This is a genomic window from Limnohabitans sp. 2KL-51 (assembly GCF_003063645.1).
Classification (GTDB): domain Bacteria; phylum Pseudomonadota; class Gammaproteobacteria; order Burkholderiales; family Burkholderiaceae_C; genus Limnohabitans_A.
Map to the genome: position 1 here is coordinate 128,928 of NZ_NESJ01000004.1, position 26,072 is coordinate 154,999.

General features: G+C 61.5%; 19 protein-coding genes and 1 other RNA gene. 10 read left to right on the forward strand and 10 right to left on the reverse strand.

All coding sequences use genetic code 11. The features are described from left to right. Positions 1-67 precede the first annotated feature (67 nt). Positions 68-1,819 carry a caspase family protein gene (locus tag B9Z49_RS05215; protein WP_158273425.1) on the reverse strand — a complete coding sequence of 584 codons (1,752 nt, stop codon included), beginning with the start codon at positions 1,817-1,819 and terminating at the stop codon, positions 68-70. Between the two features lie 877 nt (positions 1,820-2,696). Then, positions 2,697-2,793, reverse strand: an RNA gene (gene ffs / locus B9Z49_RS05220) — signal recognition particle sRNA small type. 105 nt (positions 2,794-2,898) lie between these two features. On the opposite strand from ffs, the gene dnaX reads away from it, so the two are divergent. The 4 genes from dnaX (at position 2,899) to B9Z49_RS05240 (ending at position 7,060) form a co-directional block, all read left to right on the forward strand. Continuing rightward, positions 2,899-4,857, forward strand: coding sequence for a DNA polymerase III subunit gamma/tau (dnaX, locus tag B9Z49_RS05225; RefSeq protein WP_108352376.1), 1,959 nt, complete (start codon positions 2,899-2,901; stop codon positions 4,855-4,857). Between the two features lie 42 nt (positions 4,858-4,899). Then, positions 4,900-5,223, forward strand: coding sequence for a YbaB/EbfC family nucleoid-associated protein (locus tag B9Z49_RS05230; RefSeq protein WP_100117600.1), 324 nt, complete (start codon positions 4,900-4,902; stop codon positions 5,221-5,223). A 10-nt stretch (positions 5,224-5,233) separates the two neighbouring features. Beyond that, a complete protein-coding gene (gene recR, locus B9Z49_RS05235; RefSeq protein ID WP_108352377.1) occupies positions 5,234-5,824 on the forward strand; it encodes a recombination mediator RecR in 591 nt (196 codons plus the stop codon). A gap of 186 nt (positions 5,825-6,010) precedes the next feature. Beyond that, a complete protein-coding gene (locus B9Z49_RS05240) occupies positions 6,011-7,060 on the forward strand; it encodes an ABC transporter substrate-binding protein (protein ID WP_233254514.1) in 1,050 nt (349 codons plus the stop codon). Between the two features lie 61 nt (positions 7,061-7,121). Here the strand turns inward: B9Z49_RS05240 and B9Z49_RS05245 are convergent, their stop codons facing one another. Together B9Z49_RS05245 and gloB are read right to left on the reverse strand one after the other, a co-directional pair. Then, entirely contained in the window at positions 7,122-8,771 is a 1,650-nt protein-coding gene (locus tag B9Z49_RS05245; RefSeq protein ID WP_233254515.1) for a transglycosylase SLT domain-containing protein, read from the reverse strand. After that, positions 8,750-9,523: a hydroxyacylglutathione hydrolase gene (gene gloB, locus B9Z49_RS05250; protein ID WP_108352380.1), complete on the reverse strand. Its 774-nt coding sequence runs from the start codon at positions 9,521-9,523 to the stop codon at positions 8,750-8,752. Before gloB ends, B9Z49_RS05245 begins: the two co-directional genes overlap by 22 nt. On the opposite strand from gloB, the gene B9Z49_RS05255 reads away from it, so the two are divergent. The 4 genes from B9Z49_RS05255 to B9Z49_RS05270 all read left to right on the forward strand — a co-directional run bounded on the left by B9Z49_RS05255 (position 9,522) and on the right by B9Z49_RS05270 (position 15,446). Beyond that, the gene (locus B9Z49_RS05255) at positions 9,522-10,403 is read left to right on the forward strand and encodes a class I SAM-dependent methyltransferase (protein WP_108352381.1); all 882 of its coding nucleotides are present in this window, start codon (positions 9,522-9,524) and stop codon (positions 10,401-10,403) included. The two genes, gloB and B9Z49_RS05255, sit on opposite strands and share 2 nt — an antisense overlap. Beyond that, positions 10,390-10,836 carry a ribonuclease HI gene (gene rnhA / locus B9Z49_RS05260; protein WP_108352382.1) on the forward strand — a complete coding sequence of 149 codons (447 nt, stop codon included), beginning with the start codon at positions 10,390-10,392 and terminating at the stop codon, positions 10,834-10,836. Before B9Z49_RS05255 ends, rnhA begins: the two co-directional genes overlap by 14 nt. Before the next feature lie 151 nt (positions 10,837-10,987). Then, a complete protein-coding gene (locus B9Z49_RS05265; protein ID WP_108352383.1) occupies positions 10,988-12,376 on the forward strand; it encodes an efflux RND transporter periplasmic adaptor subunit in 1,389 nt (462 codons plus the stop codon). Further along, positions 12,363-15,446: an efflux RND transporter permease subunit gene (locus B9Z49_RS05270; RefSeq protein WP_108352384.1), complete on the forward strand. Its 3,084-nt coding sequence runs from the start codon at positions 12,363-12,365 to the stop codon at positions 15,444-15,446. The genes B9Z49_RS05265 and B9Z49_RS05270 overlap by 14 nt, the downstream gene beginning before the upstream one ends. Before the next feature lie 87 nt (positions 15,447-15,533). Here B9Z49_RS05270 and glp read toward each other — a convergent pair whose 3' ends face one another. The 5 genes from glp to B9Z49_RS05295 all read right to left on the reverse strand — a co-directional run bounded on the left by glp (position 15,534) and on the right by B9Z49_RS05295 (position 22,346). Further along, complete coding sequence (gene glp, locus B9Z49_RS05275; protein WP_108352385.1) at positions 15,534-16,823, reverse strand: gephyrin-like molybdotransferase Glp; 1,290 nt, start codon at positions 16,821-16,823, stop codon at positions 15,534-15,536. A 46-nt stretch (positions 16,824-16,869) separates the two neighbouring features. Further along, entirely contained in the window at positions 16,870-17,502 is a 633-nt protein-coding gene (mobA, locus tag B9Z49_RS05280) for a molybdenum cofactor guanylyltransferase MobA (protein WP_108352386.1), read from the reverse strand. Positions 17,503-17,507: 5 nt separating this feature from the next. Continuing rightward, positions 17,508-18,650, reverse strand: a complete 1,143-nt coding sequence (gene moaA, locus B9Z49_RS05285; protein WP_108352387.1) for a GTP 3',8-cyclase MoaA — start codon at positions 18,648-18,650, stop codon at positions 17,508-17,510. A 76-nt stretch (positions 18,651-18,726) separates the two neighbouring features. Continuing rightward, entirely contained in the window at positions 18,727-20,160 is a 1,434-nt protein-coding gene (locus tag B9Z49_RS05290) for an aldehyde dehydrogenase family protein (RefSeq protein WP_108352388.1), read from the reverse strand. 116 nt (positions 20,161-20,276) lie between these two features. After that, positions 20,277-22,346, reverse strand: coding sequence for a sodium-translocating pyrophosphatase (locus B9Z49_RS05295; RefSeq protein WP_108352389.1), 2,070 nt, complete (start codon positions 22,344-22,346; stop codon positions 20,277-20,279). 217 nt (positions 22,347-22,563) lie between these two features. On the opposite strand from B9Z49_RS05295, the gene ppa reads away from it, so the two are divergent. Further along, positions 22,564-23,100, forward strand: coding sequence for an inorganic diphosphatase (gene ppa, locus B9Z49_RS05300; protein WP_108352390.1), 537 nt, complete (start codon positions 22,564-22,566; stop codon positions 23,098-23,100). A 98-nt stretch (positions 23,101-23,198) separates the two neighbouring features. Here ppa and B9Z49_RS05305 read toward each other — a convergent pair whose 3' ends face one another. Next, complete coding sequence (locus B9Z49_RS05305) at positions 23,199-24,386, reverse strand: GNAT family N-acetyltransferase (RefSeq protein ID WP_108352391.1); 1,188 nt, start codon at positions 24,384-24,386, stop codon at positions 23,199-23,201. Between the two features lie 4 nt (positions 24,387-24,390). Between B9Z49_RS05305 and B9Z49_RS05310 the strand changes: the two genes are divergently transcribed. Continuing rightward, the gene (locus tag B9Z49_RS05310) at positions 24,391-26,064 is read left to right on the forward strand and encodes an NAD+ synthase (RefSeq protein WP_108352392.1); all 1,674 of its coding nucleotides are present in this window, start codon (positions 24,391-24,393) and stop codon (positions 26,062-26,064) included. The last annotated feature ends 8 nt before the right edge of the window (positions 26,065-26,072 follow it).

Genomic DNA, 26,072 nt, shown 5'->3' on the forward strand with positions numbered 1-26,072 from the left:
TGATGACTTGAACTACCACCAATTAGTCCAGGCTATTGATCGCACCCCTGAGCGCGCCAGCAGCACTTCATTTCATCAAGATGAATTCTCCGACCAGCTGGTCATAGATGGCGGGAACTTGCTCATGCCCGATGCTTCTGGCCAACCGTACGACCTCTGTTCTTGCGGTTCTGGCCACTTGGTCGATGGTGACACCCCGTTTGCGGATTTCCTGCGCAAAAACACGGGTAAAAACCCCGTTGCGGTCTTTGTCTTGAGGGCCCAAGGTGTCCAGAGCCCGCTGTCCAGTACCGGCAGAGAAAATGACGATTTGTCCGGTGGCCGGCGTGGTGGGAGACAGCCCCCGCGATACATTGCCAATATTGCGGCCTGCCACGCGGAAGGGGTTGTCGCGACAGGCATCGATCACAGCCAAGGTCAACTTGGCCTTTCTGTCGTTCATGTCGTCGAGAATGCGCTGTAGTGGTATTGCATCCTCGCGCAACTGCCCTTCACTCTCGCCCGAGACATCCATCGGGATCAGGTAGTTCAAGCCGCCAAGCTGAACACCATGACCTGCAAAGAAGAAGGCCACCTCATCGCCACCCTCCACCTCCGCGGCAAATTTGCGCAGCGCAGCCCGCATGTCTTTCTCCCCGATATCGAGGTACTGAGACACGGTGAAGCCGGCCGTGGTCAGGGAGCGGGCCATGGCTTGGGCATCCTCCCGTGCCGTTGCGAGACGGGAGATATGTTTGTAGTTGTCAATCCCAATCACCAGAGCCTTTCGAAACGCCATATTGGGCTTGACGTTGGTTTGTCGGGCCGCCTCCAGCTCAGCGCGCAGACGTGCATTTTCTGCGGCAAGCCTATCGCGCTCAGCTTTATCTAATTTGATGTTTTGCTCGGAGGACTCGCGTGCCTGGCGCTCTTGCTGGCGCAGAGCCGCTTCGGATCTCAGCCGATCTTCCAGCTCGCGTTTGGCCTGCGTGGCGTCGGCCAACTCCCTCAATCGGTCGGAGCGCTCCTGCTGCACACGCTGCTCCAATTGCGCCAACTCTTGTGCCGTCTTCTGATTTTCAGCTTGTCGGTTGTCCGGCAAGTTGGGCGGAGTGGGCAGGTTGGGCAGACTGACGGTTGGTGCGCTTGGAGGAACGGTTGGGGATGGCGCGGCCATCGGCGAGGACGGTGTTGAAGGGCGTGCCCACCGTGCATCCAAGTTGCGCAAACCGTCGCGGGTCATGGCCACGCTGCCGTTGGTGATCAGTTCGGTGCATTGACATTGTGGGGTCTCTTTGATGCCCTGGTCAGCCAATAAGCGCTGGCAACGTTGTTTGGATTCAATCTGAACTGATGGACCAGGTAGACCGCCCCCGGTGCCTCTTGCCAAAGCAAAATAGCTGATCAACGCCGGACAACTCGCGTTGACAGTTGTGATGTGCATCGAGCCTGGGCGAGAGTCCAGTGAGTTCTTGACCGTTTTCTGGGTCCCTGTGAGCACGGCATCAGACAGCCCAAAATCAGTCAAGCAGGCTTGGCTGCCGTCAGTGAAGGACAAACGAAAGTTGACAGGGCATTTCCCGATGTCCGGGTAGCGCACGTTTGTCACAGACCCAACGGACAAAGGCTCTGATTTTTGTGGGTCTTGTCCAATTTTCTGACCTTGTGCAGGCCTGTTGTCCGGCAAGTTGGGCGGTGTGGCCAGACTGGCGGTGACCGCGCTTGTTGGAGCGGGTGGGGATGGCGCGGCCATCGGCGAGGGCGGTGTTGAAGGGCGTGCCCAACGCGCATCCAAGTTGCGCAAACCGTCGCGGGTCATGGCCACTTTACCGTTGGCCATCAGTTCGGTGCATTGACAGTCTGGGGTTTCTTTGACGCCCTCGTCAGCCAATAAGCGCTGGCAACGTTGTTTGGATTCACCCTGAACTAGTGGACGATTGACGGAATGGGAACCGGTGGTTGTTGCTAAAGCAAAATAGCTGCTCAACGCAGGACAACTCGCATTGCCTGTGGTGATATGCATCGAGCCTGGGCGAGAGTCCAGTGAGTTCTTGACCGTTTTTTGGGTCCCTGTGAGCACGGCATCAGCCAGCCCAAAATCAGTCAAGCAGGCTTGATTGCCGTCAGTGAAGAACAAGCGAAAATTGACAGGACATTTTCCGATGTCCGAGTAGCTCACGTTTGTCACAGGCGCAAGGGGTGAAGATTCAAGCTTGTTTCGGGCCGTATCTCCGAATGCAGATGCAGTCGAAACGAGATTGGCCTCCCAATTGAAGGGGTAGCGGTTGTTTTCAATCGGCCAAGCCCTGTTCAGCGGTCCTTCCCAGTTTCCTGAGCGAATAACACCGCCATCTTTGTTGTACTCAACCCCTTCGCCTTCACGAAGACCCGCCTTGAAGTTCCCAACAAACCGCAACCCGCTGGCGAAGTTCATGGCGCCCTGACCATGGAAGGAGCCGTTCGCGTATTCCCCCGTATACCGGGAGACCATCTTGCCATCCACATTGAATGTCTCGGAGCCAATACATTGGTCCCATTTGGTGGTGTCAGTTCCCTGGCATGCAGGCAAATCACTTTGCGCCATGGACCATGAGCTCAAGCACAGAGCAACGAGGACGATTAGAAAACGCTTCATCGTGGCAAGCTGAGGGATAAATCGTCCATCAAGCGGGTGATTTTTCCTTGGTGTGGGTCCAACAAGGAAAAAGTTGAAAGAAGGTGACGAGCCTTGACCCCGGCACTGGATTCACAGTTAGGGCTGCTTGGTTCCCCACCTGACCCGGTTGGCCGCTTCACCATGCGGGAAGGCCCGTCGAGAACGATTGTAGGCGAGCTGGCCGTGGCTTTGCCCCTGGGTCAGGAATTTTGTCGGAACCACCTTGCCAGAACCAGCGCCCCGGCCCGATAGAATCCAATTCCATGTCTTACCTTGTCCTCGCGCGTAAATACCGCCCCCGCAATTTCACCGAAATGGTGGGGCAAGAGCACGTGGTGCAGGCTTTGACCAATGCTTTGGTGCAACAACGCTTGCACCACGCTTATTTGTTCACCGGCACCCGGGGCGTGGGCAAGACCACGGTGTCGCGCATTTTGGCCAAGTCGCTGAACTGCCAGGGCGCTGACGGGCAGGGCGGCATCACCGCCGAGCCCTGTGGCGTGTGCCAGGCCTGCCGCGACATCGATACCGGGCGCTTTGTGGACTACACCGAGCTCGACGCGGCTTCTAACCGGGGCGTGGACGAGGTGCAAAGCCTGCTGGAGCAGGCGGTTTACAAACCCGTGCAGGGGCGCTTCAAGGTCTTCATGATCGACGAGGTGCACATGCTGACCGGGCATGCTTTCAACGCGATGTTGAAGACCCTCGAAGAACCCCCTGAGTATTTGAAATTTGTGTTGGCCACGACCGATCCGCAAAAAGTGCCGGTGACGGTGCTCTCGCGTTGCCTGCAGTTCAACTTGCGGCCCATGGCCCCCGAGACGGTGTTTGAACACCTGACGCAAGTGCTGGCCGCCGAACAACTCAGCGCCGAACCGCTGGCTCTGCGCCTTTTGGCCCGCGCCGCCCGCGGCTCCATGCGCGACGCCCTGAGCCTGACAGACCAAGCGATCGCCTTTGGCAATGGTTTGGTGCAAGAAGCGGGCGTGCGCCAAATGCTGGGCAGTGTGGACCGCAGCCATGTGTTGCACATGATCCGTGCCTTGACCGAAGGCGATGGCGCGGCGGTGGTGAACCAGGTCAACGCCCTGCGCCTGCAAGGCGTGTCGGCCGCTGCAACCCTTGAAGACATGGCCATGCTGCTGCAGCGCATGGCGGTGATGCAAATGGTGCCCAGCATGGCGCAAGACGGTGACGACCCCGACACGCAGGGCCTGGCCGAGCTGGCCGCTGCCATGCCCGCCGAAGAAACCCAATTGCTTTACAGCCTGTGCCTGCACGGGCGAAACGAGCTGGGCCTGGCCCCGGACGAATACTCGGCCCTGACCATGGTGCTGCTGCGCCTGCTGGCTTTTAAGCCCCAGGCGGGATCGGCGGAAAAAAAAAGCCCGCTGACCAGCCCTCGGGCCACCCCTGAGCCCGCCCGAGCTGCCGCGCCAGTCGCTGCCGACCCGCAGCCCAAGCCAGCCCCGCAAGCCACCCCGCCCAACCAGGTCACGCCACCCATGGCTGCTCCCATTGCAGCACCTATCGCTGCACCCATCGCTGCACCCATCGCTGCTCCCTTGGCCAGGCCTGTGCCGTCAGCGCCACCCGCCGATCCTGTCATCGGCCATGCGCAAGCCGAGCCGACCCTGTCTGAGCCGCCCCCTTGGGAGGACTGGCCCGACACCACCGACTACGCCGATGTCCATGCCATCCACACGCCTGTGGAACTCGCTGCTGTGCCCGAGCTTCGTCAAGCTGCTCCCGCTCTGCGCGTTTTGCCGGTGCGCGAGGCCCCGTCTGGACGCGCCGATGTGCCCACGCTGTCCGCACCGCCGGCTGTGCAGGCCACGCCCGAGGGCGATGTCTGGCTGGAGGTGGTGCAAGGCCTGATGGCGCAAGAGGCCATCACGGCTCTGGTGCGCGAGTTGGCCCTGCAGTCGCAGCTGTTGGCCCGCGACGCTGACCACTGGCAACTGCGCGTGGAGCGCGAGACGCTCAACCACCCGTCCAGCCGTGAGCGTTTGCAAGCTGCTTTGCTGGCTGCCGGCCATGGCGATGTCAAACTGGGCATCGAAGTCGGCCCCGTGACCGACAGCCCCGCACGACGCCTGGCCGTGAAGGCCGCCGAAAAGATGGTGGCCGCACAAGAGCTCATTCAAAACGACCCCTTGGTCCAGGCCATGGTGCGCGACTTCGGGGCCAAAATCGTGCCCGGCAGCATCCAGATCATCTGATTTTTTACCTCCCCCATACCCACTCTGACTGAAGGAAACCCCATGTTCAACAAAGGACAACTCGCTGGTTTGATGAAACAAGCCCAGGCCATGCAGGACAACCTGAAAAAAGCCCAAGACGAACTCGCCTTCGTCGAGGTGGAAGGTCAAGCCGGCTCTGGCATGGTCAAGGTGCTGATGACTTGCAAGCACAGCGTGCGCCGCGTGACCATCGACCCCAGCTTGCTGGCCGACGACAAGGACATGCTGGAAGACTTGGTGGCAGCCGCTTTCAACGACGCCGTGCGCATGGCCGAAGAAGTCTCGCAGCAAAAAATGGGCAAGCTCACCGCCGGTTTGCCCCCAGGCATGAAGCTGCCTTTCTGATCGCCTGAACATGGCCGACACCCACGCCCTTGCCACATTGGTGCAGGCCCTCAAGGGCTTGCCGGGGGTGGGCATCAAGTCGGCCCAGCGCATGGCTTTTCAGCTGCTGCAAAACGACCGGGCCACGGCCCGGCAATTGGCAGCAGCCTTGGACAATGCGGTGCAAAAAATCCGCCACTGCGAGAGCTGCCACACCTTCACCGAGGCCGAGTTGTGCGACACCTGCCTGGACAGTGCCCGAGACCGCACCGTCTTGTGCGTGATCGAAACCCCGGCCGACCAGTCGGCCATCGAGCGCACGGGCACTTACCGGGGCTTGTACTTTGTGCTGATGGGCAAGCTCAGCCCGCTCGACGGCATCGGCCCGCACGACATTGGCCTGGCCAAGCTCAAGCAACGTGTTGGCGATGGGGTGTTGACCGAGGTGATCTTGGCGACGAATTTCACCGCCGAGGGCGAGGCCACCGCCCATGTGATCTCTGAAATGATTCGCCAGCAAGGGCTGAAAGTCACGCGACTGGCCCGGGGTGTGCCCGCGGGTAGCGAGCTGGAATACGTGGACTTGGGTACCATCGCCCACGCCTTGGTCGACCGACGCTGACCTTGTTGGATGGGTCAATTAAGTTGCGGCGCTGAACAGCCCCTGAGCTGTAAGTCGGTGGTTTTTCGGTTTGTCAATGACCTGTAATCCATTACGTAAAAACCCGATCGGGATCAATCCCGATGCGCGTTGTGCTGCGCCTGATTAAGCTGGGCTTGTGTCCATTTTTCTCCAGGAGTGATGCGGGTGAATTCAGCCCAAGCCCTTCGCCGTTCGCTGTTGCTGGCAGCCGTTGGCTCGCTGGCCTCAGCGCAAGCACCCGCTGCCCCGCCCTCTGAGGCCAGTCGTGCTTTGCCACGCGTGCGCTTGGCCTTGGCCGCGAGCCACAGCCTGTACCACTTGCCGCTGACCCTGGCCGATCGGCTGGGTTTTTTTCGGCAGGCGGGTGTGCAACTGGAGTGGCTGCCACAGGAGTCGGGCGCCAAGGCGTTGAGCCTGGCTCTGTCGGGGCAGGCCGATGTGGTGGCTGGGGCTTATGAACACCTGTTTGGCCTGCACCTGAAGGGGCTCAACTACCAAAGTTTTGTGCAAATGAGCCGAACGCCTCAGGTCAGCATAGGGGGCAGCACGCGTGGCGGCATGGCCTGGCGCTCAGGGGCAGACATCCGGGGATTGCGTTTGGGTATTTCGGCTTTGGATTCGACCACCCACTGGACTGCTGGTCAATGGTTGTTGCGACAAGGCTTGACAGCGGAGGACGTGGTGTTTGTGCCAGTGGGTTCGTCGCAGGGGGTGATCGAGGCGCTGCGCAGCGGCAGCATCGATGCTCTGTGCAATCCAGATCCGGTCATGCATTGGCTGGAGCAAAAAAATGACATTCGATTGCTGGGCGATGCCCGAACCTTGCAGGGCACGCGCCAGTTGATGGGGAGCTCGGTGCCGGGGGCCAGCCTGCTGGCGCATGTGGATTTCCTGCAGCAGTATCCCGATCGGGTGCAGGCGCTGAGCGATGGCGTGGTGCAGGCCCTGAAATGGCTGCAGACCGCCGGCTTGACGGATATATTGCGAGCCGTTCCTGCGGTTCATTGGATGGGCGACCGGGCGATCTACCTTGGCGCGTTTGAGAAACTGCGTGAGTCTTATGCCGTGGACGGGCTTGTGCGCAGCGAAGATGTGACGCATGCCTGGCGTGTGCATGCCAAGTTGATCGGCACTTACGGGTCCAGACAGTTGGTGCCTGAGCGCACATTCACCAATGTTTTTGCGCAAAAGTCCAAAAGCCGTCGGTTGGCATGATCTGCGGCGACATGGGCGGATCGTCCAACTGCCCCAAGGTGTTGGGCAAAAGATGTTGTGTTCAGCGTTTGGGTGCAGCTTTGGCTGTAGGTTTGTCAGAACGCTTGTCAGAACGCGCAGCGGTTTTGGCGGGTGCTTTGCTGCGCTGAGGCGCTGACTTTCGGGAGGCCTTGGCCGGCACATAAATGCTCAAAATTTGTCCGTTGGTCAGCGTGGCATTCGGTTTGAGCCGGTTCCAGTCTGCCACGCTGGTGGCGCTCACGCCGTGCCGTGATGCCAGACGCATGAGCGTATCGCCTTGGTGGGCCTTGACCGTGATCTTGCGCAACACCAACTCGGGGGCCAGCAGCAGTTGGCCGTTGTCGGCCAGGTGCTCGGTCACATCGTTGTCCAGCTTGCCTTGGCGCGGCACCAGCAAAGTGGACCCGGCCTTGACCAGCATGCGAGCCGGAATGCCGTTGACACTGCGCAGTTGCTCTGCCGACATGCCCACTTGCTTGGCCACTTCTTCGGCCGGCATGGTGCGAGGTGCTTGCCAGGCCGTCCAGCTGGACAGGCGGCGTTCTGAATGCGCTTGCAGGTTGGTTTGAAACACCGTGGCGTTGTCCCAGGGCAGCAAGATCTGCGGCGTGCCTGCCGCCAAAATCACGGGGCGATTCATGGCCGGGTTCAGAGCCTTGAAGTCTTCCAGGCTCACGTTGGCCAGTTTGGCGGCTATGGCCACGTCGATGTCCCGTTCGATGGTCACGCTCTTGAAGTAAGGGTGGTTCTGGATCAGCGGCAACTCGGTCTTGAAGGCTTCGGGCTGGGCCACGATGTTTTTGACCGCTTGCAGTTTGGGCACGTAGTTGCGCGTTTCGTCGGGCATGCGCAGGTCGCTGTAGGTCAGGGGCAAGCCTTGCGCCTTGTTGCGAGCCAGCGCCCGGCCCACGCTGCCTTCGCCCCAGTTGTAAGCGGCCAGGGCCAGGTGCCAGTCGCCAAATAGGGTGTAAAGTTTTTGCAGGTAATCGAGTGCCGCACGGGTGGACTCCAGCACATCGCGGCGCTCGTCCCTGAAGAGGTTTTGTTTCAGGTCAAAATATTTGCCTGTGGCCGGCATGAATTGCCACATGCCCGCAGCCTTGGCGCTGGACACGGCTTGTGGGTTGAAGGCCGATTCGATGAAGGGCAGCAAGGCCAGCTCGGTGGGCATCTTGCGCCGCTCCAGTTCCTCAACGATGTGAAACAGGTAAGGCCGCGAGCGCTCGGTCATGCGCAGCATGTAGTCGGGCCGACTGGCATACCACTGTTCGCGGTTACGGACCAGGGGGTTGTTCAGGTCGGGCATGGCAAAGCCCCGGCGTATGCGCTCCCAGATGTCGATTTGCTCTTGCAGGCCGAGAATGGCATGGGGCTTGAGGGCGACCGGCCGCTCCTCGCTCATTTCGGTCACCGCAGGCGCCAAAGGCACCACAGGCACCACAGGCACCACAGGGCCTGTCACGGTGGCAGGCACCGGGGGCACGGGTGGCACCGGCGGCAGCGCCAAGGCGGCGGGTGTGGGCGTTGTGGGCGCTGCCTCGGCCGCAGGCAGGCGCTCCATGGGAGGCTGCGGGGTAGGCACCGAGGTGGCGCATCCAGATAAGAAAGCCGCCAGCAGCAAGACCCAGCTGAGGCGAATAATGCGGGCCGGGGCAAGGGCAGTCGGGTTCATCGGAAGTCGTTTTTCCATTGGCGAAGGGCTGCAAAGGTGGTCACATCATCCACGGCCAGGCGGTCATGCTGGCGCACAGCCGCAGCCACAGAGGCCTGGCGGCTTCGCAAGAAAGGGTTGATGGCGCGTTCGGTGTGAAGCGCCACAGGCAAAGTGGGCAGCGTTTGGCTGCGCAGACGCGTGCAATGCGCCCAGTGGTCTTGCAGCGCCAAGTTGTCGGGTTCGACGACCAGTGCAAACTTCAGGTTGGACAGGGTGTATTCGTGGGCGCAGCAGACTCGCGAGGCCCCTGGCAAAGCGGCCAGGCGGTCCAGCGAGTCCAGCATTTGGGCCGGCGTGCCTTCAAACAACCGGCCACAGCCGCCCGAAAACAGCGTATCGCCACAAAAAAGCAGTGGGTCCTGGCCCGTGGGCTGCCCCCAAAAGGCGATGTGACCCAAAGTATGGCCCGGCACTTCGTGGACTTGAAATGGCAGGCCATGCCAGTCAAAGCAGTCGCCTTGTTGCAGGCCTTGGGTGGGCACGGGCATTTGCTCGAGGGCGGGGCCCAGAACGCGTGCTCCGCTTCGGGCCACCAGTTCGGCCAAGCCGCCGGTGTGATCGGCATGGTGGTGCGTGACTAGAATCGTGTCCAGCTGCACACTTGGGTGCGCTTGCATCCAGGCCAGCACGGGCGCACTGTCGCCGGGGTCCACCACAAGGGCATGTCGATCGGTGTGCAACAACCAAATATAGTTGTCTGCGAAAGCGGGCAGGGCAATGAGTTTCATGGATCTTACGATTATAGAAAGCCAGCACCCCACGCCCGCTTGGCTGTCCCATTTGGGTCAGCCGGTGGCTTCGCGCTTGCTGACTTGGGAGCAGGCTCAGGCCGATGCGCTGCTGGCCGATGTCTTCGGTTATCACGCGGTGCAACTGGGTTGGCCAGAGCTGAAGGCTTTGCGCCACAACCGAATGCCCCATCGCTGGCAAGCGGGTGCCGAGTTCGAATGGCCTCAATCGAACAAGGCCTTGTGCGCGCCAGCGCTGCAGAACTTGCAGCCGCCGCAGTCCCCGACCCCTGCAATACCGCCGGAGGATGGCCTCGACGTGTGGCTGGACAGCCGCGCTTGGCCTTGGCAAGCCGACAGCCTGGACCTGGTGGTCTTGCCGCACACGCTAGAGCGCTCGGCCGATCCGCATGCTTGCTTGCGTGAGGTCGAGCGGGTGCTGATTCCCGAGGGGCAGGTGCTGATCACGGGCCTAAATCCCATGAGTTTGTGGGGACGGCGGCCGCTGCGCGGCAGCATGCGCCTGGTCGGGGGCGCGCCGGTGCAGAGCCTGATCGCGTATCGACGCCTGCGCGATTGGCTGCGGCTGCTGGGTTTTGAGGTACAGGTGAGCCGTTTCGGGGGCTGGACTCCAGCCCTGGGCAGTGAGCGCTGGATGCAGCGCCTGGGTTGGATGGAGCGCGCGGGTGAGCGTTGGTGGCCGATATTGGGGGGTGTTTACCTGTTGATGGCCACCAAACGTGTGCCCGGGGGGCGCTTGCTGCCGGCGCGCCAATGGCGCGCGGTACGATCGCCCGCTGCAGCGACCGCGCCCGTAGCCCGCTCCGACACCTTCATGGCCCATCCCCCTGCCGAGAAAGACGCTTTTGACCCACGTTGAAATTCACACCGATGGTGCCTGCAAAGGCAACCCCGGCCCCGGTGGCTGGGGTGTTCGATTGCAGTCCGGCCAGCATGTGCAGGAGCTGTTTGGCGGCGAGTTGAACACCACCAACAACCGCATGGAGATGACGGCCGTCATCGAGGGCCTGTTGGCCCTCAAGCGCCCCTGCCAGGTCACGCTGTATTTGGACAGCGAATATGTGCGCAAAGGCATCACCGAGTGGATCCATGGGTGGAAAGCCCGGGGCTGGCGAACCGCCGCCAAGCAACCTGTCAAAAATGCCGACTTGTGGCAAAAACTCGACGCCGTGGTGTCCTCTTCGGGACACAAAATTGACTGGCGCTGGGTCAAAGGCCACAACGGCGACCCGGGCAACGAGCGGGCTGATGCACTGGCCAACCTGGGTGTGAACAAAGCCTTGGGCCGCTGAAATGGCTGGCCCAAGCCAGCAAAGGCTAGCGCCTATGCCGCGCATATGCCAAAGGCTTGGCCTGTCTCAATGCCCTTCCAAGTATGGGGAAATAGCTTGCACGCTGTTACATTGCTGAAGTCTTGGCGTCTGCAACCTGAGAGAAACTTGAATGGCTTACAAGAAGAAATATGCATTGCTTGCCCTTTTGGGCATTTCCGTAGCCTCTGGGGCCGCATGGTGGTGGCAAAACAAGGCCCCAGCTGGGGTGGCGACGCCGAGTTCAGCAGCTTCTTCCTCCCAAGGCGGGCCTGCTGGTGCACCTGCGGGTGCAGCCAGTGGGGTGCCAGGGGCCGGACCGGCAGGCGGAGCAGGCCGGGCGCCCGTAGTGGAGGTCGCCAAGGTCGAGAGCATGACCTTGGTGGACGAGACCCAGGCCGTGGGCAGTTTGCGCTCGCGCCAAGGCGTGATGCTGCGCCCCGAAGTCGGTGGCCGCGTCAAACAGATTCTTTTCAGCGATGGCCAGCGTGTGCGCAAGGGTCAGTTGATGGTGCAGTTCGAAGACCAACTGCAGCAGGCCCAGGTGGCGCAGGCGCGTGCCGAGCTGTCTATTGCCGAGGCCAACCACAAGCGCAACCAGGAGTTGGTGGCGCAAAACTTCATCAGCCAGCGCTCGCTGGACGAGAGCTCTGCAGCTCTGGAGGTCTCTCGCGCCAAGCTGTCGCTGGCCCAGGCCACGCTGCAGCGCTTGCAGGTGCTGGCGCCTTTTGATGGCATCACCGGCCTCAAGCAAATCAACGTGGGCGATTACCTCAAAGACGGCGCGGACATGGTCAACGTGGAAGACATGGATGCAGTGTTGCTCGACTTCCGGTTGCCCGAGCGCTTTCAAGCCAAGGTCCGAGCCGGTCAAAAAGCGCAGCTGACGGTGGACGCTTTACCGGGACGGCCTTTCTCGGCCATCGTGCAAGCGGTGGACCCTTTGATCGAAGCCAATGGCCGATCTGTGGGTGTGCGTGGCTGCATCGACAACCGCCAGCAGCAATTGCGACCGGGCATGTTTGCCCGCGTGAATGCGGTCTTTGGCTCGCGCGACAACGCCTTGGTCATTCCCGAGGAAGCCATCATCCCGCAAGGCGGGCGCACCTTTGTGGTCAAGGTGGTGCAGGGTGACAAGCCCGATGTGCGCGTGTCCGAGCGTGTGGCGGTCAAGGTCGGCTTGCGCCAACCGGGCAAGGTAGAGATTGTCGAGGGCCTGGCTGCAGGCGACACCGTGGTGACGGCGGGTCATCAGCGCTTGCAAAAAGACGGCACGGCCGTGCGCGTGGTGGAGTTGCCCCAGGCCGCAGGTGGCAAGCCTGGCGGTCCCCCTGGGCAGCCCGGCCCTGCAGGGCCGGGCGCTCCCGCTGCAGGTGCTTCGCCTGCAGGGGCTGCACCACAAGGTGCAGGCCCGCAAGGTGCTCGCGCTTCGGGCGCTGGCCGACCCGGCCAGGGCCCGGGGCGTCCTGTGGACTTGTCGGGTCCCAACCCTTGCCTGAGGGAAGCCGATGCAGCTCGCTGAAGTCTCCATCCGCCGGCCTGTATTGGCCGTGGTCATGTCCTTGTTGATCGTGTTGATTGGTGCCGTCAGCTTCAAGAGCCTGTCTCTGCGCGAATACCCCAAGATCGACGAGCCCACTGTCACCGTGACCACCCGCTACGTCGGGGCTTCGGCCGAAGTGGTCGAGTCGCAGGTCACCAAACCCCTGGAAGATTCGATTGCCGGCATTGATGCGGTGGATGTCATCACCTCCATCAGCCGCGCCGAGCAGTCACAGATCACGGTGCGATTCCGCCTGGAAAAAGACGCCGACACGGCCGCTGCCGAAGTACGCGACCGCACCTCGCGCGTGCGTAACCGTTTGCCCCAGGCCATCGAAGAGCCTGTCATTGCCAAGGTGGAGGCCGATGCCTTTCCGGTGATTTGGCTGGCTTTTTCCAGCGACACACTGAACCCCTTGCAAATCAACGATCTGGTCAATCGTGTGGTCAAGCCGCGCTTGCAAACCGTGACGGGTGTGGCCGATGTGCGCATCTTTGGCGAACGCAAATACGCCATGCTGGTCTCACTGGACCATGCTCGACTGTCGTCTTACAAGCTCACCCCACAAGATGTGGAAGACGCCATTCGGCGCAGCAACCTCGAGTTGCCTGCGGGCCGGATTGAATCGACCAACCGCGAGTTCAGTGTGTCCTCTCAGACCGACCTGACCCGCCCGGGCCAGTTTGGCGACATTGTGATCCGCAGTGTCAACGGCTTTTCCGTCAAGCTGCGCGATGTTGCCCAGATCAAGGAAGACGCCGCCAATGACCGCAGCGCGGTGCGTCTCAATGGACGGCCTGCTATTTCTGCAGGCGTGATTCGGCAGGCCACGGCCAACCCGCTGGAACTGTCCAAAGGTGTGCGCGAGATGATTCCCCGTCTGAAGGCAGACTTGCCCGGTGACATGGCGATCGAGGTGGCCAACGACAACTCGGTCTTCATCGACCGCTCCATCAAGAATGTGTTCACCACCATTGTTGAGGCCGTGGTTCTGGTGGCCTTGGTGATTTTCGTGTTCTTGCGCACCATCCGCGCTTCCATCATCCCCATCATCACCATCCCGGTCAGTTTGATCGGCGCGTTCGCCATGATGGCTTTGGCGGGTTTCACCATCAACACACTGACTTTGCTGGCGCTGGTGCTGGCCATTGGACTGGTGGTGGACGATGCCATTGTGGTCCTTGAAAACATTTACCGGCACATCGAAGAAGGGCTGGACCCGTTTTCTGCCGCCATCAAAGGCGTGCGTGAGATCAGCTTTGCTGTGGTGGCCATGACCATGACGCTGGCGGCGGTGTTTGCGCCATTGGCCTTCACGCCCGGGCGCACGGGCAAGCTGTTTGGCGAATTTGCCTTGGCGCTGGCTGGCGCGGTGATCGTGTCCGGTTTTGTGGCCTTGACCTTGGCACCGATGCTCAGCAGCAAACTGCTGCGTCACAACCCCAACCCCAGCTGGTTCGACCGCTCCATGGAGCGCATGCTCACGGGATTGTCCAATGGCTATGAAAGCCTGTTGACCTTCATCCTGAACCGCGCCCGTTGGGTGGTGGTGTTGGTCATGATCGGGTCGGGTGCGGGCATTGCCATGATTTACCCGACCATGAAGCAAGAACTCGCGCCGCTGGAAGACCGGGGTGTGATTTTGGCCACCGTCAACGCGCCCGATGGCTCTACGCTGGAATACACCGACCGCTATGCCCGTTCGCTGGAGAGGTTCGGTCAGGCCTATCCCGAGTTCGATCGTATTTTTGCCAACATGGGCAACCCCACAGTCGGCCAAGGTTCGGTGGTCTACCGTGCGGTGGACTGGGACGAGCGCAAGCGCACCACCCTGGAGATCGCGCGTGAATTGGGTGGCAAGTTCAACAGCCTGCCCGGTGTCAACGCCTTCCCGATCACGCCGCCTTCCTTGGGACAGGGCTTTCGCGAGCGACCTCTTAACTTTGTGATTCAAACCTCGGACAGCTACCAAAATTTGAATCAGTTGACCCGCCAGTTGATGGACGAGGTGGCCAAGAACCCGGGCATCTTGTCTCCAGATGTGGACTTGCGTCTGAACAAACCCGAGCTGCGCATCGAGGTGGACCGCGTGAAGGCCGCTGAACTGGGCGTGAGCATCGAGGTGGTGGCCCGCACCATCGAGACCATGCTGGGGGGGCGCGTGGTCACACGCTACAAGCGCGATGCCGAGCAATACGATGTGATTGTGCAAACCTTGGCCGCCAGCCGTAATACCCCTGACGACATCGACGTGATCCAGGTGCGCGGTCGCAACGACACCATGGTCCCGCTGTCCAGCTTGGTCAAGGTCCGAGAGAGCGTGTCACCGCGCGAGCTGAACCACTTTGGCCAGCGCCGTTCGGTGTCCATCACCGCCAACCTGGCCCCTGATTACTCGCTGGGCGAAGCGATCAAGTTTATGGATGAAGCGTCGGCCAAGGTGCTCAAGCCGGGATACACCACCGAGCTCAACGGCACATCGCGCGAATTCAAAAATTCTCAGGGTGCATTGGTGATTGTTTTTGTGCTGGCGCTGCTGTTCATCTTCTTGGTTTTGTCTGCCCAGTTTGAGAGTTTCATCGACCCCTTTGTCATCATGCTGTCGGTGCCCTTGTCCACGATCGGGGCGCTGCTGGCGCTCAAATTCACGGGCGGGTCGCTCAACGTGTATTCTCAAATCGGCCTGATCACGCTGGTGGGCTTGATCACCAAGCACGGCATTTTGATTGTGGAGTTCACCAACCAACTGCGCGAACAAGGCATGGCGATGCAAGAGGCTTTGATCAAGGCGTCAGCCCAGCGCTTGCGCCCGATCTTGATGACCACCGGGGCCATGGTGCTGGGCGCGGTGCCGCTGGCCTTGGCCACCGGCGCAGGTGCTGAAAGCCGCACGCAAATCGGCTGGGTGATTGTGGGCGGCATGAGCTTGGGCACTTTGCTGGCTGTGTTTGTGGTGCCCACCATGTACTCTTTATTGGCCCGCAAATCTGTGCCAGGGGCGAACAAGGCGGTGGCGCATGAGACGCCAGCCGATACAGCGGTGCATTGATCACCTGAATCGCAGGCGCTGTGCAGCGTCTGAGTCATGAGAAAAGCGGCCTGGGCCGCTTTTTTCATGCAGGTGAAGTCCCCCGGCTCAAAGGTGCCCGTCAAACATCATCACGTCCACCGCGTCGCCCACGGCCACGTTGCCTTGGGCATGGCCCAGCACGATCAGGCCGTTGGCTTGCACCATGGAGCTGAGCACGCCTGAGCCCTGATTGCCGGTGATGCTGACAACCAGCTCGCCTGCCGCATTGGTGCTGACGATGCCGCGCTGGTACTCGGTGCGGCCAGGTTTCTTGCGCAGCGCCTCGGTGCTTTGGGCTTTGAGCAGGGGCAATGGCGGCGCTTGCCACCCCATGAGTTGCTGCAGGGCAGGGCGCACAAAGGCGGCAAAGGTCACCATCACCGCCACCGGGTTACCGGGCAGGCCAAACAGCACGGCCGAGCGCACGCCACGTTGAATACGCCCCACGGCCATGGGGCGGCCGGGTCGCATGGCGATGCGCCAAAACGCCACATCACCCAGTTTTTTCATCATGGCCTTGGTGTGGTCGGCCTCTCCCACGCTCACACCGCCGCTGGTGATGATGGCGTCGGCCTGCGCAGCCGCATCCTCAAAGGCTTGCTCCAGCGCAGCCGGATCGTCGCGCACCACGCCCATGTCGATCAGCTCGCATCCCAGAGCCTGCACCAGGCCCGCCACGGTGTAGCGGTTGCTGTCGTACACCGCGCCTTCACGGGGCGATTCGCCCAAGCTCAAAATTTCGTCACCGGTTGAAAAATAGGCCACTTTGGGTCTGCGCCAGACGGTGGCAGTGGGCAGCCCCAGGCTGGCCAGCAGGCCACAGACGGCGGGGTTCAGGCGGGTGCCCGCGTGCAGGGCGGGTTGCCCGGCCATCAGGTCTTCACCGAGCAGGCGACGGTTGTCGCCCGGCTGCAGCAAGTTTGGTGGCACCAGCACCGTATCGCCTTCGGTTTTCACCAGCTCTTGCGGGGCCACGGTGTCCAGTCCGGCGGGCATGATGGCCCCGGTCATGATGCGCAAGCATTCTCCGGCACCCACGGTGCCCAGCCAAGCGGCGCCAGCGAAGGCAGTGCCCACCACCTTGAAGCTGCTGGCCTGTCCAGCCGTCAGTTCAGCCCCGCGCAGGGCGTAGCCGTCCATGGCTGAGTTGTCGTGCGGCGGCACGTTGATGGGCGAGACCACGTCTTGCGCCAGGATGCGGCCGTGGGCCTGCATCAGTGGCATGGTCTCTTGTTCGCGCACGGGCTGCACCAGCTGGGCCAAAAAAGCGTTGACCTGGTTGGCCGACAAAGCCTGTGGGTCGTAGCCTTGCAGGCGCTCGGCGATCTGATCAAGGGACAGGGCTGGGGTGGTCATGGCAATGGCAATGGCGATGGGGCACGGCGCTGCCGTGCGGCACGTTTCAAAGGGATTCGAGTTGCTGCAGTTCGGCCAGCGTGTTGGCGTTGGCAAAGGCTTGTGGGCTGTCGCCGCTCTGGTCAAAAGGCACGATGGCGCAGCGGTGCTGGCCCGTCCAGGCGTCGATCTTGCGGCCGCCGCTTTGGGTGAACTTGACCAGACTTTCGAGCAGCTCGGCTTTGAGCAGGCAAAACACGGGTTGCGGGCGCACCGTGCCATCGGTCTCGGGGGCGGCAGCCATGGCCAGGTCGGCGTCTTGCTCTTGCAGGGCTGTGCACAAGCGCTCCACCAGGTCCAGCGGCAACAGCGGCGAGTCGCAAGGCACCGTAAGCAAGAGCGGCGTTTCACAGCGCTCCAGACCCGTGAGAAAGCCCGCCAAAGGCCCGGCAAAACCGTCGATGCTGTCGGGCCAAACCGGCACGCCCAGCGACTCGTAAGCGGCCAGGTTTCGGTTGGCGTTGATGAGGATTTCTTGGGGAGGCAGGCTTTGCAGCTGCAGGCGCATCAGGGTTTGCAGGGCCAGCGGCAGGCCGCGAAAGTTCTGCAGGCCCTTGTCAACGCCGCCCATGCGCGAACCGCGCCCACCTGCGAGGATGAGGCCGGTGATGCCCGGTGCATTCTGGGTATGGGGGTTCATGGCCTTCAGCCTCCGATGTAGCTCATTTCCACCCGGCGGCCTGGGCCGCTGGCGGTGTCGGGGCCGCGCAGGCTGCGCAGCACCGAATATTGGTCCGTCCGTCCGCGCCAGATGGCATCCACCGTGGCGGCCAGCGCGCTGTCGCTTTGCGCCGGGTCGCGCAGCAGCTGGCGCAGGTCGTAGCCCTGGCTGGCAAACAAGCACAAATACAAGCGGCCTTCGGTGGACAAACGGGCGCGGTTGCAGTCGCCGCAAAAGGCCTGAGTCACGCTGCTGATCACACCGATCTCGCCCAGCGATGGGTCATGCTCGCCTTGGGCGTTGGCATAACCCCAGCGCTCAGCGGTCTCACCGGGAGCAGCCGGCTCCAGTTGCAACAGCGGCAGCTCAGCATGCAGGCGGCGCACCACCTCGGCGCTGGGCAGCACCTCGTCCATGCACCAACCGTTCGTCGCGCCCACGTCCATGTATTCGATGAAGCGCAGCACAATGCCCGTGCCCTGGAAATGCCGGGCCATGGGCAAAATTTCGTGTTCGTTCGTGCCGCGCTTGACCACCATGTTCACCTTGATCGGCCCCAGGCCCGCCGCCCGTGCCGCTTCGATGCCGGCCAGCACATCGGCCACCGGAAAGTCCACATCGTTCATCTGGCGAAAGACGGCGTCGTCCAGGCCGTCTAGGCTCACGGTGACACGTTGCAGGCCCGCGGCTTTCAGACTCTGCGCCTTGCGCGCCAACAGCGAACCGTTGGTGGTTAGCGTCAAATCGAGTGGCTGGCCGTCTGGGGTGCGCAGCGCGGCCAGTTGCTCAATCAGGATTTCGATGTTCTTGCGCAGCAGGGGCTCACCCCCTGTCAGGCGAATCTTGCGCACGCCTCGGCCCACGAACACGTTGGCGATGCGGGTGATTTCTTCAAAACTCAGCAAGTGGCTCTGAGGCAGGTAAGCGTAGTCCTTGTCAAAGACTTCCTTGGGCATGCAGTAACTGCACCTGAAGTTGCACCGGTCGGTCACGCTGATGCGCAAATCGGTCAGCGGGCGGCGCAGACCGTCCAAGGGCAGGGCGCCCAAGTCTTGACCTGCCAGCAACGTGGGCAAAGGCAAGCTGGGATGGCGCTGGTCTACCAGCGGAATAACGCGTTCAGACATGGGGGTTGATTGTGCCCGAGCTGCCACGCCTTGCAGGAAGCATGGTCAAGAATGAAATAGCCCGCAAGCGGGCACGTCAACCGTGCTGGATGGCCACGGTTTTGAGGGTGGTGAAGCCCAGCAGCGCTTCAAAACCTTTTTCACGGCCATAGCCAGAGGACTTGACCCCGCCAAAGGGCAGTTCCACGCCGCCGCCTGCGCCGTAGTTGTTGATGAACACCTGGCCGCTGCGCACGCGCTTGGCCATGCGGAATTGGCGGCCACCGTCGCGCGTCCAGATACCGGCTACCAAGCCGAACTCGGTGGCATTGGCCAATTCGACCGCATGGTCTTCGTCGGTGAAGGACATGGCCGACAGCACCGGGCCAAACACTTCTTCTTGCGCCAGGCGGTGCATCACCGGCACATCGCGCAGCAAGGTGGGTGTCTGGTAAAAGCCGCCAGCAGGAACACCCGCCGCAATTTGCCCCTGGGCCACGGTGGCAATGCCGTCCGCTTTGACCTGGTCCAAAAAGCCGGTGACCCTCTCCAACTGACTGGCGCGGATCAGTGGACCCAAGTCCAGGTTCATGGCGGCCGAACCAACTTGCAGGCGGCCAAAGGCTTCGCCCAAGCGCTTCAAAAGCGGTTCGTAAATGCCTTGCTGGATCAACACGCGTGAGCCCGCGCTGCAGGTTTGTCCGGAGTTCTGCACGATGGCGTTAACCACCACCGGAATGGCCGCGTCCAGGTCGGCATCGTCAAAAATAATTTGTGGGCTTTTGCCGCCCAGCTCCAGTGTCACCGGGCAGTGGCGCTCGGCGGCCACTTGCTGGATCAGCGTGCCCACGCGGGGGCTGCCGGTGAAGCTGATGTGGTCAATGCCCGGGTGGCGGGCCAGCGCGTCGCCCACTTCGTGGCCATAACCGGTGACGATGTTGATGGCCCCCGGCGGAAAACCCACCTCGGCGGCCAGCTGGGCCACGCGGATCAGGCTCAGACACGCGTCTTCGGCCGGTTTGACCACGCAGGCGTTGCCAGCGGCCAAAGCACCGCCCACGCTGCGCCCAAAAATTTGCATCGGGTAGTTCCAGGGGATCACATGGCCCGTCACGCCATGCGGCTCGCGCCAGGTCAGCACGCTGTAACCGTTTTGGTAGGGCAGGGTCTCGCCGTGCAGCTTGTCGCAGGAGCCGGCATAAAACTCAAAGTAGCGCGCCAAAGCCACAGAGTCGGCTGCTGCCTGTTTGGTGGGTTTGCCGCAGTCGCGTTGCTCCAGCGCAGCCAGCTCGGCGGCGTGCTCACTCACTTTTTGCGACAGCTTCATGAGCAAGCGACCACGCTCCATGGCGCTCAGCTTGCCCCAGGGACCGTTGAAGGCGGCTCGCGCCGCCACCACAGCGGCATCGATGTCGGCCGCCTGGCTGCGCGGGATCTGATCGAACACCTGCCCGTCAGACGGGTCGAGCACGTCGATGGTTTGACCTGCCAGGGCGGGGACGGATTGGTTGGCGATGAAATTCATTTGCATGGGGCTATTGTGAACCCGGGCAGGATTTTGAAAATCACCCACGGGACATCGACCTTTGCGGACCAACTGGGCAAAAAAAGGCCCGCCAAAGCGGGCCTTTTAAATCGCAGGACCCATCAGCCCCCGTGAAACTTCATCACCAGCGGCACGATCAACAAGGCCACGATGTTGATGATCTTGATCAGCGGGTTGATCGCCGGACCAGCGGTGTCCTTGTAAGGGTCTCCCACCGTATCACCGGTCACGGCAGCCTTGTGGGCGTCTGAGCCCTTGCCGCCGTGGTGGCCGTCTTCGATGTATTTCTTGGCGTTGTCCCAAGCACCGCCGCCGGTACACATGGAAATCGCCACAAACAGGCCGGTGATGATGGTGCCCATCAGCAATCCGCCCAAAGCCTTGGGGCCCAGGATCAGGCCCACCAGCACCGGCACCACCACGGGCAACAGGCTTGGAATGACCATTTCCTTGATGGCGGCCGTGGTCAGCATGTCGACCGCCTTGCCGTATTCGGGCTTGGCAGTGCCTTCCATGATGCCGGGGATCTCCTTGAACTGGCGACGCACTTCAACCACCACACTGCCTGCAGCGCGGCCCACCGCTTCCATGGCCATGGCACCGAACAAGTAGGGGATCAGTCCGCCAATGAACAGTCCAATGATGACCAGTGGGTCGGACAAGTCAAAGCTGATGGCCTTGCCGTAGCCCTCCAGTTTGTGCGTGTAGTCGGCAAACAGCACCAGCGAGGCCAGGCCTGCCGAGCCAATGGCGTAACCCTTGGTCACAGCCTTGGTGGTGTTGCCCACGGCATCCAGCGGGTCGGTGATGTCGCGCACGCTGCTGGGCATTTCGGCCATTTCGGCAATGCCGCCCGCGTTGTCGGTGATGGGGCCATAAGCGTCCAGCGCCACCACGATACCCGCCATGCTCAGCATGGATGTAGCCGCTACAGCGATGCCGTACAGGCCACCCAACGCATAAGCCGTCCAGATGGCCAAACAGACGAACATCACCGGCCAGGCGGTGGAGCGCATGGACACGCCCAAACCGGCAATGATGTTGGTGCCGTGGCCGGTGGTCGAGGCTTGCGCGATGTGCTGCACCGGTGCGTATTGCGTGCCGGTGTAGAACTCCGTGATCCAGACCAAGGCGGCCGTGAGCACAAGACCCACAGCACAGGCGCCAAACAGTTTCATTTGGCTGCCCGCAGCGCCCAGGGCGTTGTCAGGCATCAGCCAGGTGGTGACGAAGTAAAAGGCGATCAGCGACAGCACGCCCGAGATGGCCAAGCCTTTGTAGAGCGCAGGCATCACATTGGTCATGCCCGGAGTAGCCTTGACGAAGAAGCAACCAATGATGGAGGCGATGATGGACACCGCGCCCAAGGCCAGCGGGTACAGCACGGCCTGACCTGGGGCAGCCGAAATCAATAAGGCCCCCAGCACCATGGTCGCGATCAAAGTCACGGCATACGTTTCGAACAGGTCGGCGGCCATGCCGGCGCAGTCGCCTACGTTGTCGCCCACGTTGTCGGCAATCACGGCGGGGTTGCGTGGATCGTCCTCGGGAATGCCCGCTTCCACTTTGCCCACCAGGTCGGCCCCCACGTCAGCGCCCTTGGTGAAAATGCCGCCGCCCAGTCGGGCAAAAATTGAGATCAGCGAGGAGCCGAAGGCAAAACCGATCAAGGGGTTGAGCAAATTGGCCAGGTTCTTGTCGGGCGTCAGATTGCCATTGCCCACCAAAAACCAGTAAAAACCGGACACACCCAACAAACCCAAGCCCACCACCAGCATGCCGGTGATGGCACCGCCCCGAAACGCCACATCCAGCGCTGGGCCAATACCTTTGGTGGCGGCCTGGGCCGTGCGGACGTTGGCTTTGACCGACACATTCATGCCGATGAAGCCGCACGCGCCAGAAAGCACCGCGCCGATCACGAAGCCGATGGCGGTGATGCCATCCAGAAAGATGCCCATCAGAATGGCCAGCACCACGCCGACGATGGCGATGGTTTTGTATTGCCGGGCCAGATAAGCCGCCGCACCGGCCTGAATGGCCGCTGCAATTTCCTGCATCCGGGCATTGCCGGCATCTTGAGAAAGGATCCACCCTCGGGCCCAAATGCCGTAAGCCACGGCAATCAAACCACATACGAGCGCCAGAATGAGCGCTGAATTTCCTGTCATCGTTGAACTCCTCGATGGTTGTCGCTGAACAGAGGGGCAACGCACTGGAGACCCCTCCATGGCGTTGCTTCCTCGATCACCGAAACCGGAGAACGATTGGCCAACAGCATATTAAAGGGGCTGGATCACGATTTGCGCAAGCCTTGTGAAAGTAAAATCGGGGTTAATCCCTAGTGATCCTCGTTTTTCATTAACTTTTCACCCCGAGACCTGCAAGATGTCCCTCGACAACGTCACCCCCGGCAAACAAGCGCCCGAAACTTTCAACGTGATCATCGAAATCCCGATGAACTCCGATCCGATCAAGTACGAAGTGGACAAGGAAACCGGCGCCTTGTTCGTGGACCGTTTCATGACCACGGCCATGCACTACCCCACCAATTACGGTTACGTGCCCCAGACCCTGTCTGGCGATGGAGACCCGGTGGACGTGTTGGTGATCACCCCTTACGCCTTGCATCCTGGTGTGGTGGTGCCCTGCCGCGCCTTGGGCATTTTGATGATGGAAGACGAGGCCGGTGTGGATGGCAAGGTGGTTGCTGTGCCGACCAGCAAAATTTTGCCGATGTACGACCACTGGCAAGACATCTCGGATGTGAACGCGATGCGCCGCAATGCGATCGCTCACTTTTTTGAGCACTACAAAGACCTTGAGAAAGGCAAGTGGGTCAAAGTGCTGGGCTGGGAAGGCAAAGAATCTGCCCACAAGGAAATTCTGGACAGCATCGCCAACCACAGCAAAGCCAAGGGCTGATGCGGCAGTGTTGGCGCTCACCACGGTGGGCGCTGGCTGTGGCACCCAACGCCTGCACGGTTTGCGCCGTGCAGGCGTTTTTTTTCATGGAGGCTGATTTATGGCGGCTTTTTCAGCGGAGAGTGCTGGTGCAGCGCTTCAAGGTAGTTCTCCACCCCCGCTTTTTCTCGCTCCAAAAACCGCGCCACCGCCTCAGTAAACGCCGGGTGCGCCAGCCAGTGGGCACTGTGGGTGGGGGTGGGCAGCAGGGCGCGGGCCATTTTGTGTTCGCCTTGTGCGCCGCCTTCAAAGCGTTTGAGGCCGTGCCGGATGCACCATTCGATGGGTTGGTAGTAGCAGGCTTCAAAGTGCAGACAATCCACCCGGGCCAGCGCGCCCCAATAGCGGCCATAGGCCACTTCGGGCTGGCCTTGGGCGTCCAGGTGCAGGCCGATCAGGCTAATGCCGATCGGCTGTGCCTCGTGTTCGGCCACAAAAAGCAGCCAGTTGGCGGCCATGTCGGTTCGCATGGCCTCAAAAAACGCTGGGGTCAGATAGGGCGGGTTGCCGTGTTCCCAATAGGTTTGCTGGTAGCAGCGCAGCAGCAGCGCCCAGTCGTCGCTCGTCATGTCGGGGCCGCGCACGGCGCGAAACGTTACGCCCGCCTCCTGCACTTTGCGGCGTTCTTGACGGATTTTTTTGCGCTTTTCTTGCGTCAGGCTGGCCAAAAAGTCATCGAAGTCGCGCCAGCCCTGGTTTTGCCAGTGGAACTGCACCTGGTCGCGCTGCAGCAGCCCGGCTTGTTCGCAGGCCTTCATGTCTTGCGGGCTGCCAAACAAAATGTGCAGGGACGGGATGTTATTGGATTGGCAAAGGTCCAGCAAGGCGGCCAGCAGGGCTTGGCGGGCTGCATCGCTTTCAGCCAGCAAGCGGCTGCCAGGCACCGGGGTGAAGGGCGAGGCCACCAGGGCTTTGGGGTAATAGGCCAGGCCGTGGCGCTGGTAGGCGTCGGCCCAGGCGTGGTCAAACACGTATTCGCCGCGCGAATGGGTCTTGATGTACAGCGGGCAGGCGGCGGCCAACACATCGCCTTGCGGGGTGCCCCGCCACAGGCTGATGACTTGCAGCGTCCAGCCAGTCTCGGGCGCGGCCGATTGGCTGGTCTGCATGGCCGACAAATAGGCATGATGCATGAAGGGGAAAGGCGCATCTTGCCGGGCGAGCAGGCTGTCCCACGCCTCAGGCGCGATGGCGCTCAGGTCATCATGCACCCGGGTGACATAATTCAAGCTCACATTTTTCAGCACCTGTATGACTCTCCAAATTCGTGTGGCTCAGCTCAACTTTGTCGTCGGTGACATGCAGGGCAATGCCCGCAAAATCATCGATTTCGCTACCCGGGCGCATGCTGCGGGTGCGCGCCTGGTGCTGACGCCCGAACTCTCGATTTGCGGCTATGCGGCCGAAGACCTTTTCTTGCGCCCATCGTTCATCGACGCCTGCGATGATGCCCTGAAAACGGTGGCCCGCGAACTGGCTGGGTTAAAGGGGTTGCATGTGGTGGTGGGTCACCCCGAAGGCGGCGGCCTGCGCACCCGCAGCGTGGCGGTGACGCGCCGCCACAACCGCGCCAGCGTGCTGTGCGAGGGGCAGGTGGTCTGTGCTTATGACAAGCGCGAACTGCCCAACTACCAGGTGTTTGACGAGCGCCGTTATTTCACCCCCGGCAACGGGGTCGGGGTGTTCGAGGTTGAGGGCGCGCGGGTGGGGCTGCTGATTTGCGAAGACGCCTGGTTTGATGAGCCCGCCCGGCTTGCGCGTGACGCGGGTGCGCAGTTGTTGGCGGTGCTGAACGCCTCGCCTTTTCATGCGGGTAAAGGCCCGGAGCGTGAGCAGCGCATGCGCGAACGCGTGGCCGATTGCGGTTTGCCCTTGATTTACGCGCATTTGGTGGGTGGGCAGGACGAGGTGATTTTTGAAGGGCGCTCGTTTGCGCTCAATGCCCAAGGCGAAGCCGTGGCGAGGGCCGTGGGCTTTCGCGAGGCCGACTTGGCGGTGCAGGCAAAGGTTGGCAAGCATGGCGTGGCATTGACCGCTGCGACCGATGCCTTGGTGCCTTTGGCCAGCGCCGACGCCGAGCTGTGGGATGCGCTGGTGCTGGGCGTGCGCGACTATTTAGGGAAAAACGGTTTCAAGGGTGCAATTTTGGGCCTGTCGGGCGGCATCGACTCGGCGCTGGTGCTGGCGATTGCGGTGGACGCGATCGGTGCCGACAACATCCACGCGGTCATGATGCCGTCGCCCTATACGGCCGACATCAGTTGGATCGATTCGCGTGACATGGTCAAGCGCCTGAACGTGCGGTATGACGAGATTTCGATTGCTCCTCTCTTTGAAGGCTTCAAACAGGCGCTGTCGGCGCAGTTTGAGGGCCTTAAAGAAGACACCACCGAAGAGAACATCCAGGCCCGCATTCGCGGCACGCTGCTCATGGCGTTGTCCAACAAGACCGGTGCGATTGTCTTGACCACCGGCAACAAGAGCGAGATGGCCACGGGCTACTGCACGCTGTATGGCGACATGGCGGGCGGCTTCGCGGTCATCAAGGACGTGGTCAAGACCCGCGTGTTTGACTTGGCCCGCTGGCGCAACCTTCATGATCCGTATGGGACGGGCAGCCAGCCGATCCCTGAGCGCATCATCACTCGCCCACCCAGCGCCGAGCTGCGCCCCGACCAGAAAGACCAGGACAGCCTGCCTGCTTATGAGGTGCTGGACGCGATCATCCAGCGTTACATGGAAAACGATGAGGGTGTGGAGGCGCTGATCGCCGATGGTTTTGAGCGGGCCGATGTGGAGAAAGTGACCCGCCTGATCAAGCTCAACGAATACAAACGCCGCCAGTCGCCTGTGGGCATTCGCGTGACGCACCGCAGTTTTGGCAAGGATTGGCGTTATCCTATGACCAACAAGTTTCGGGCCTGAATTCAGGC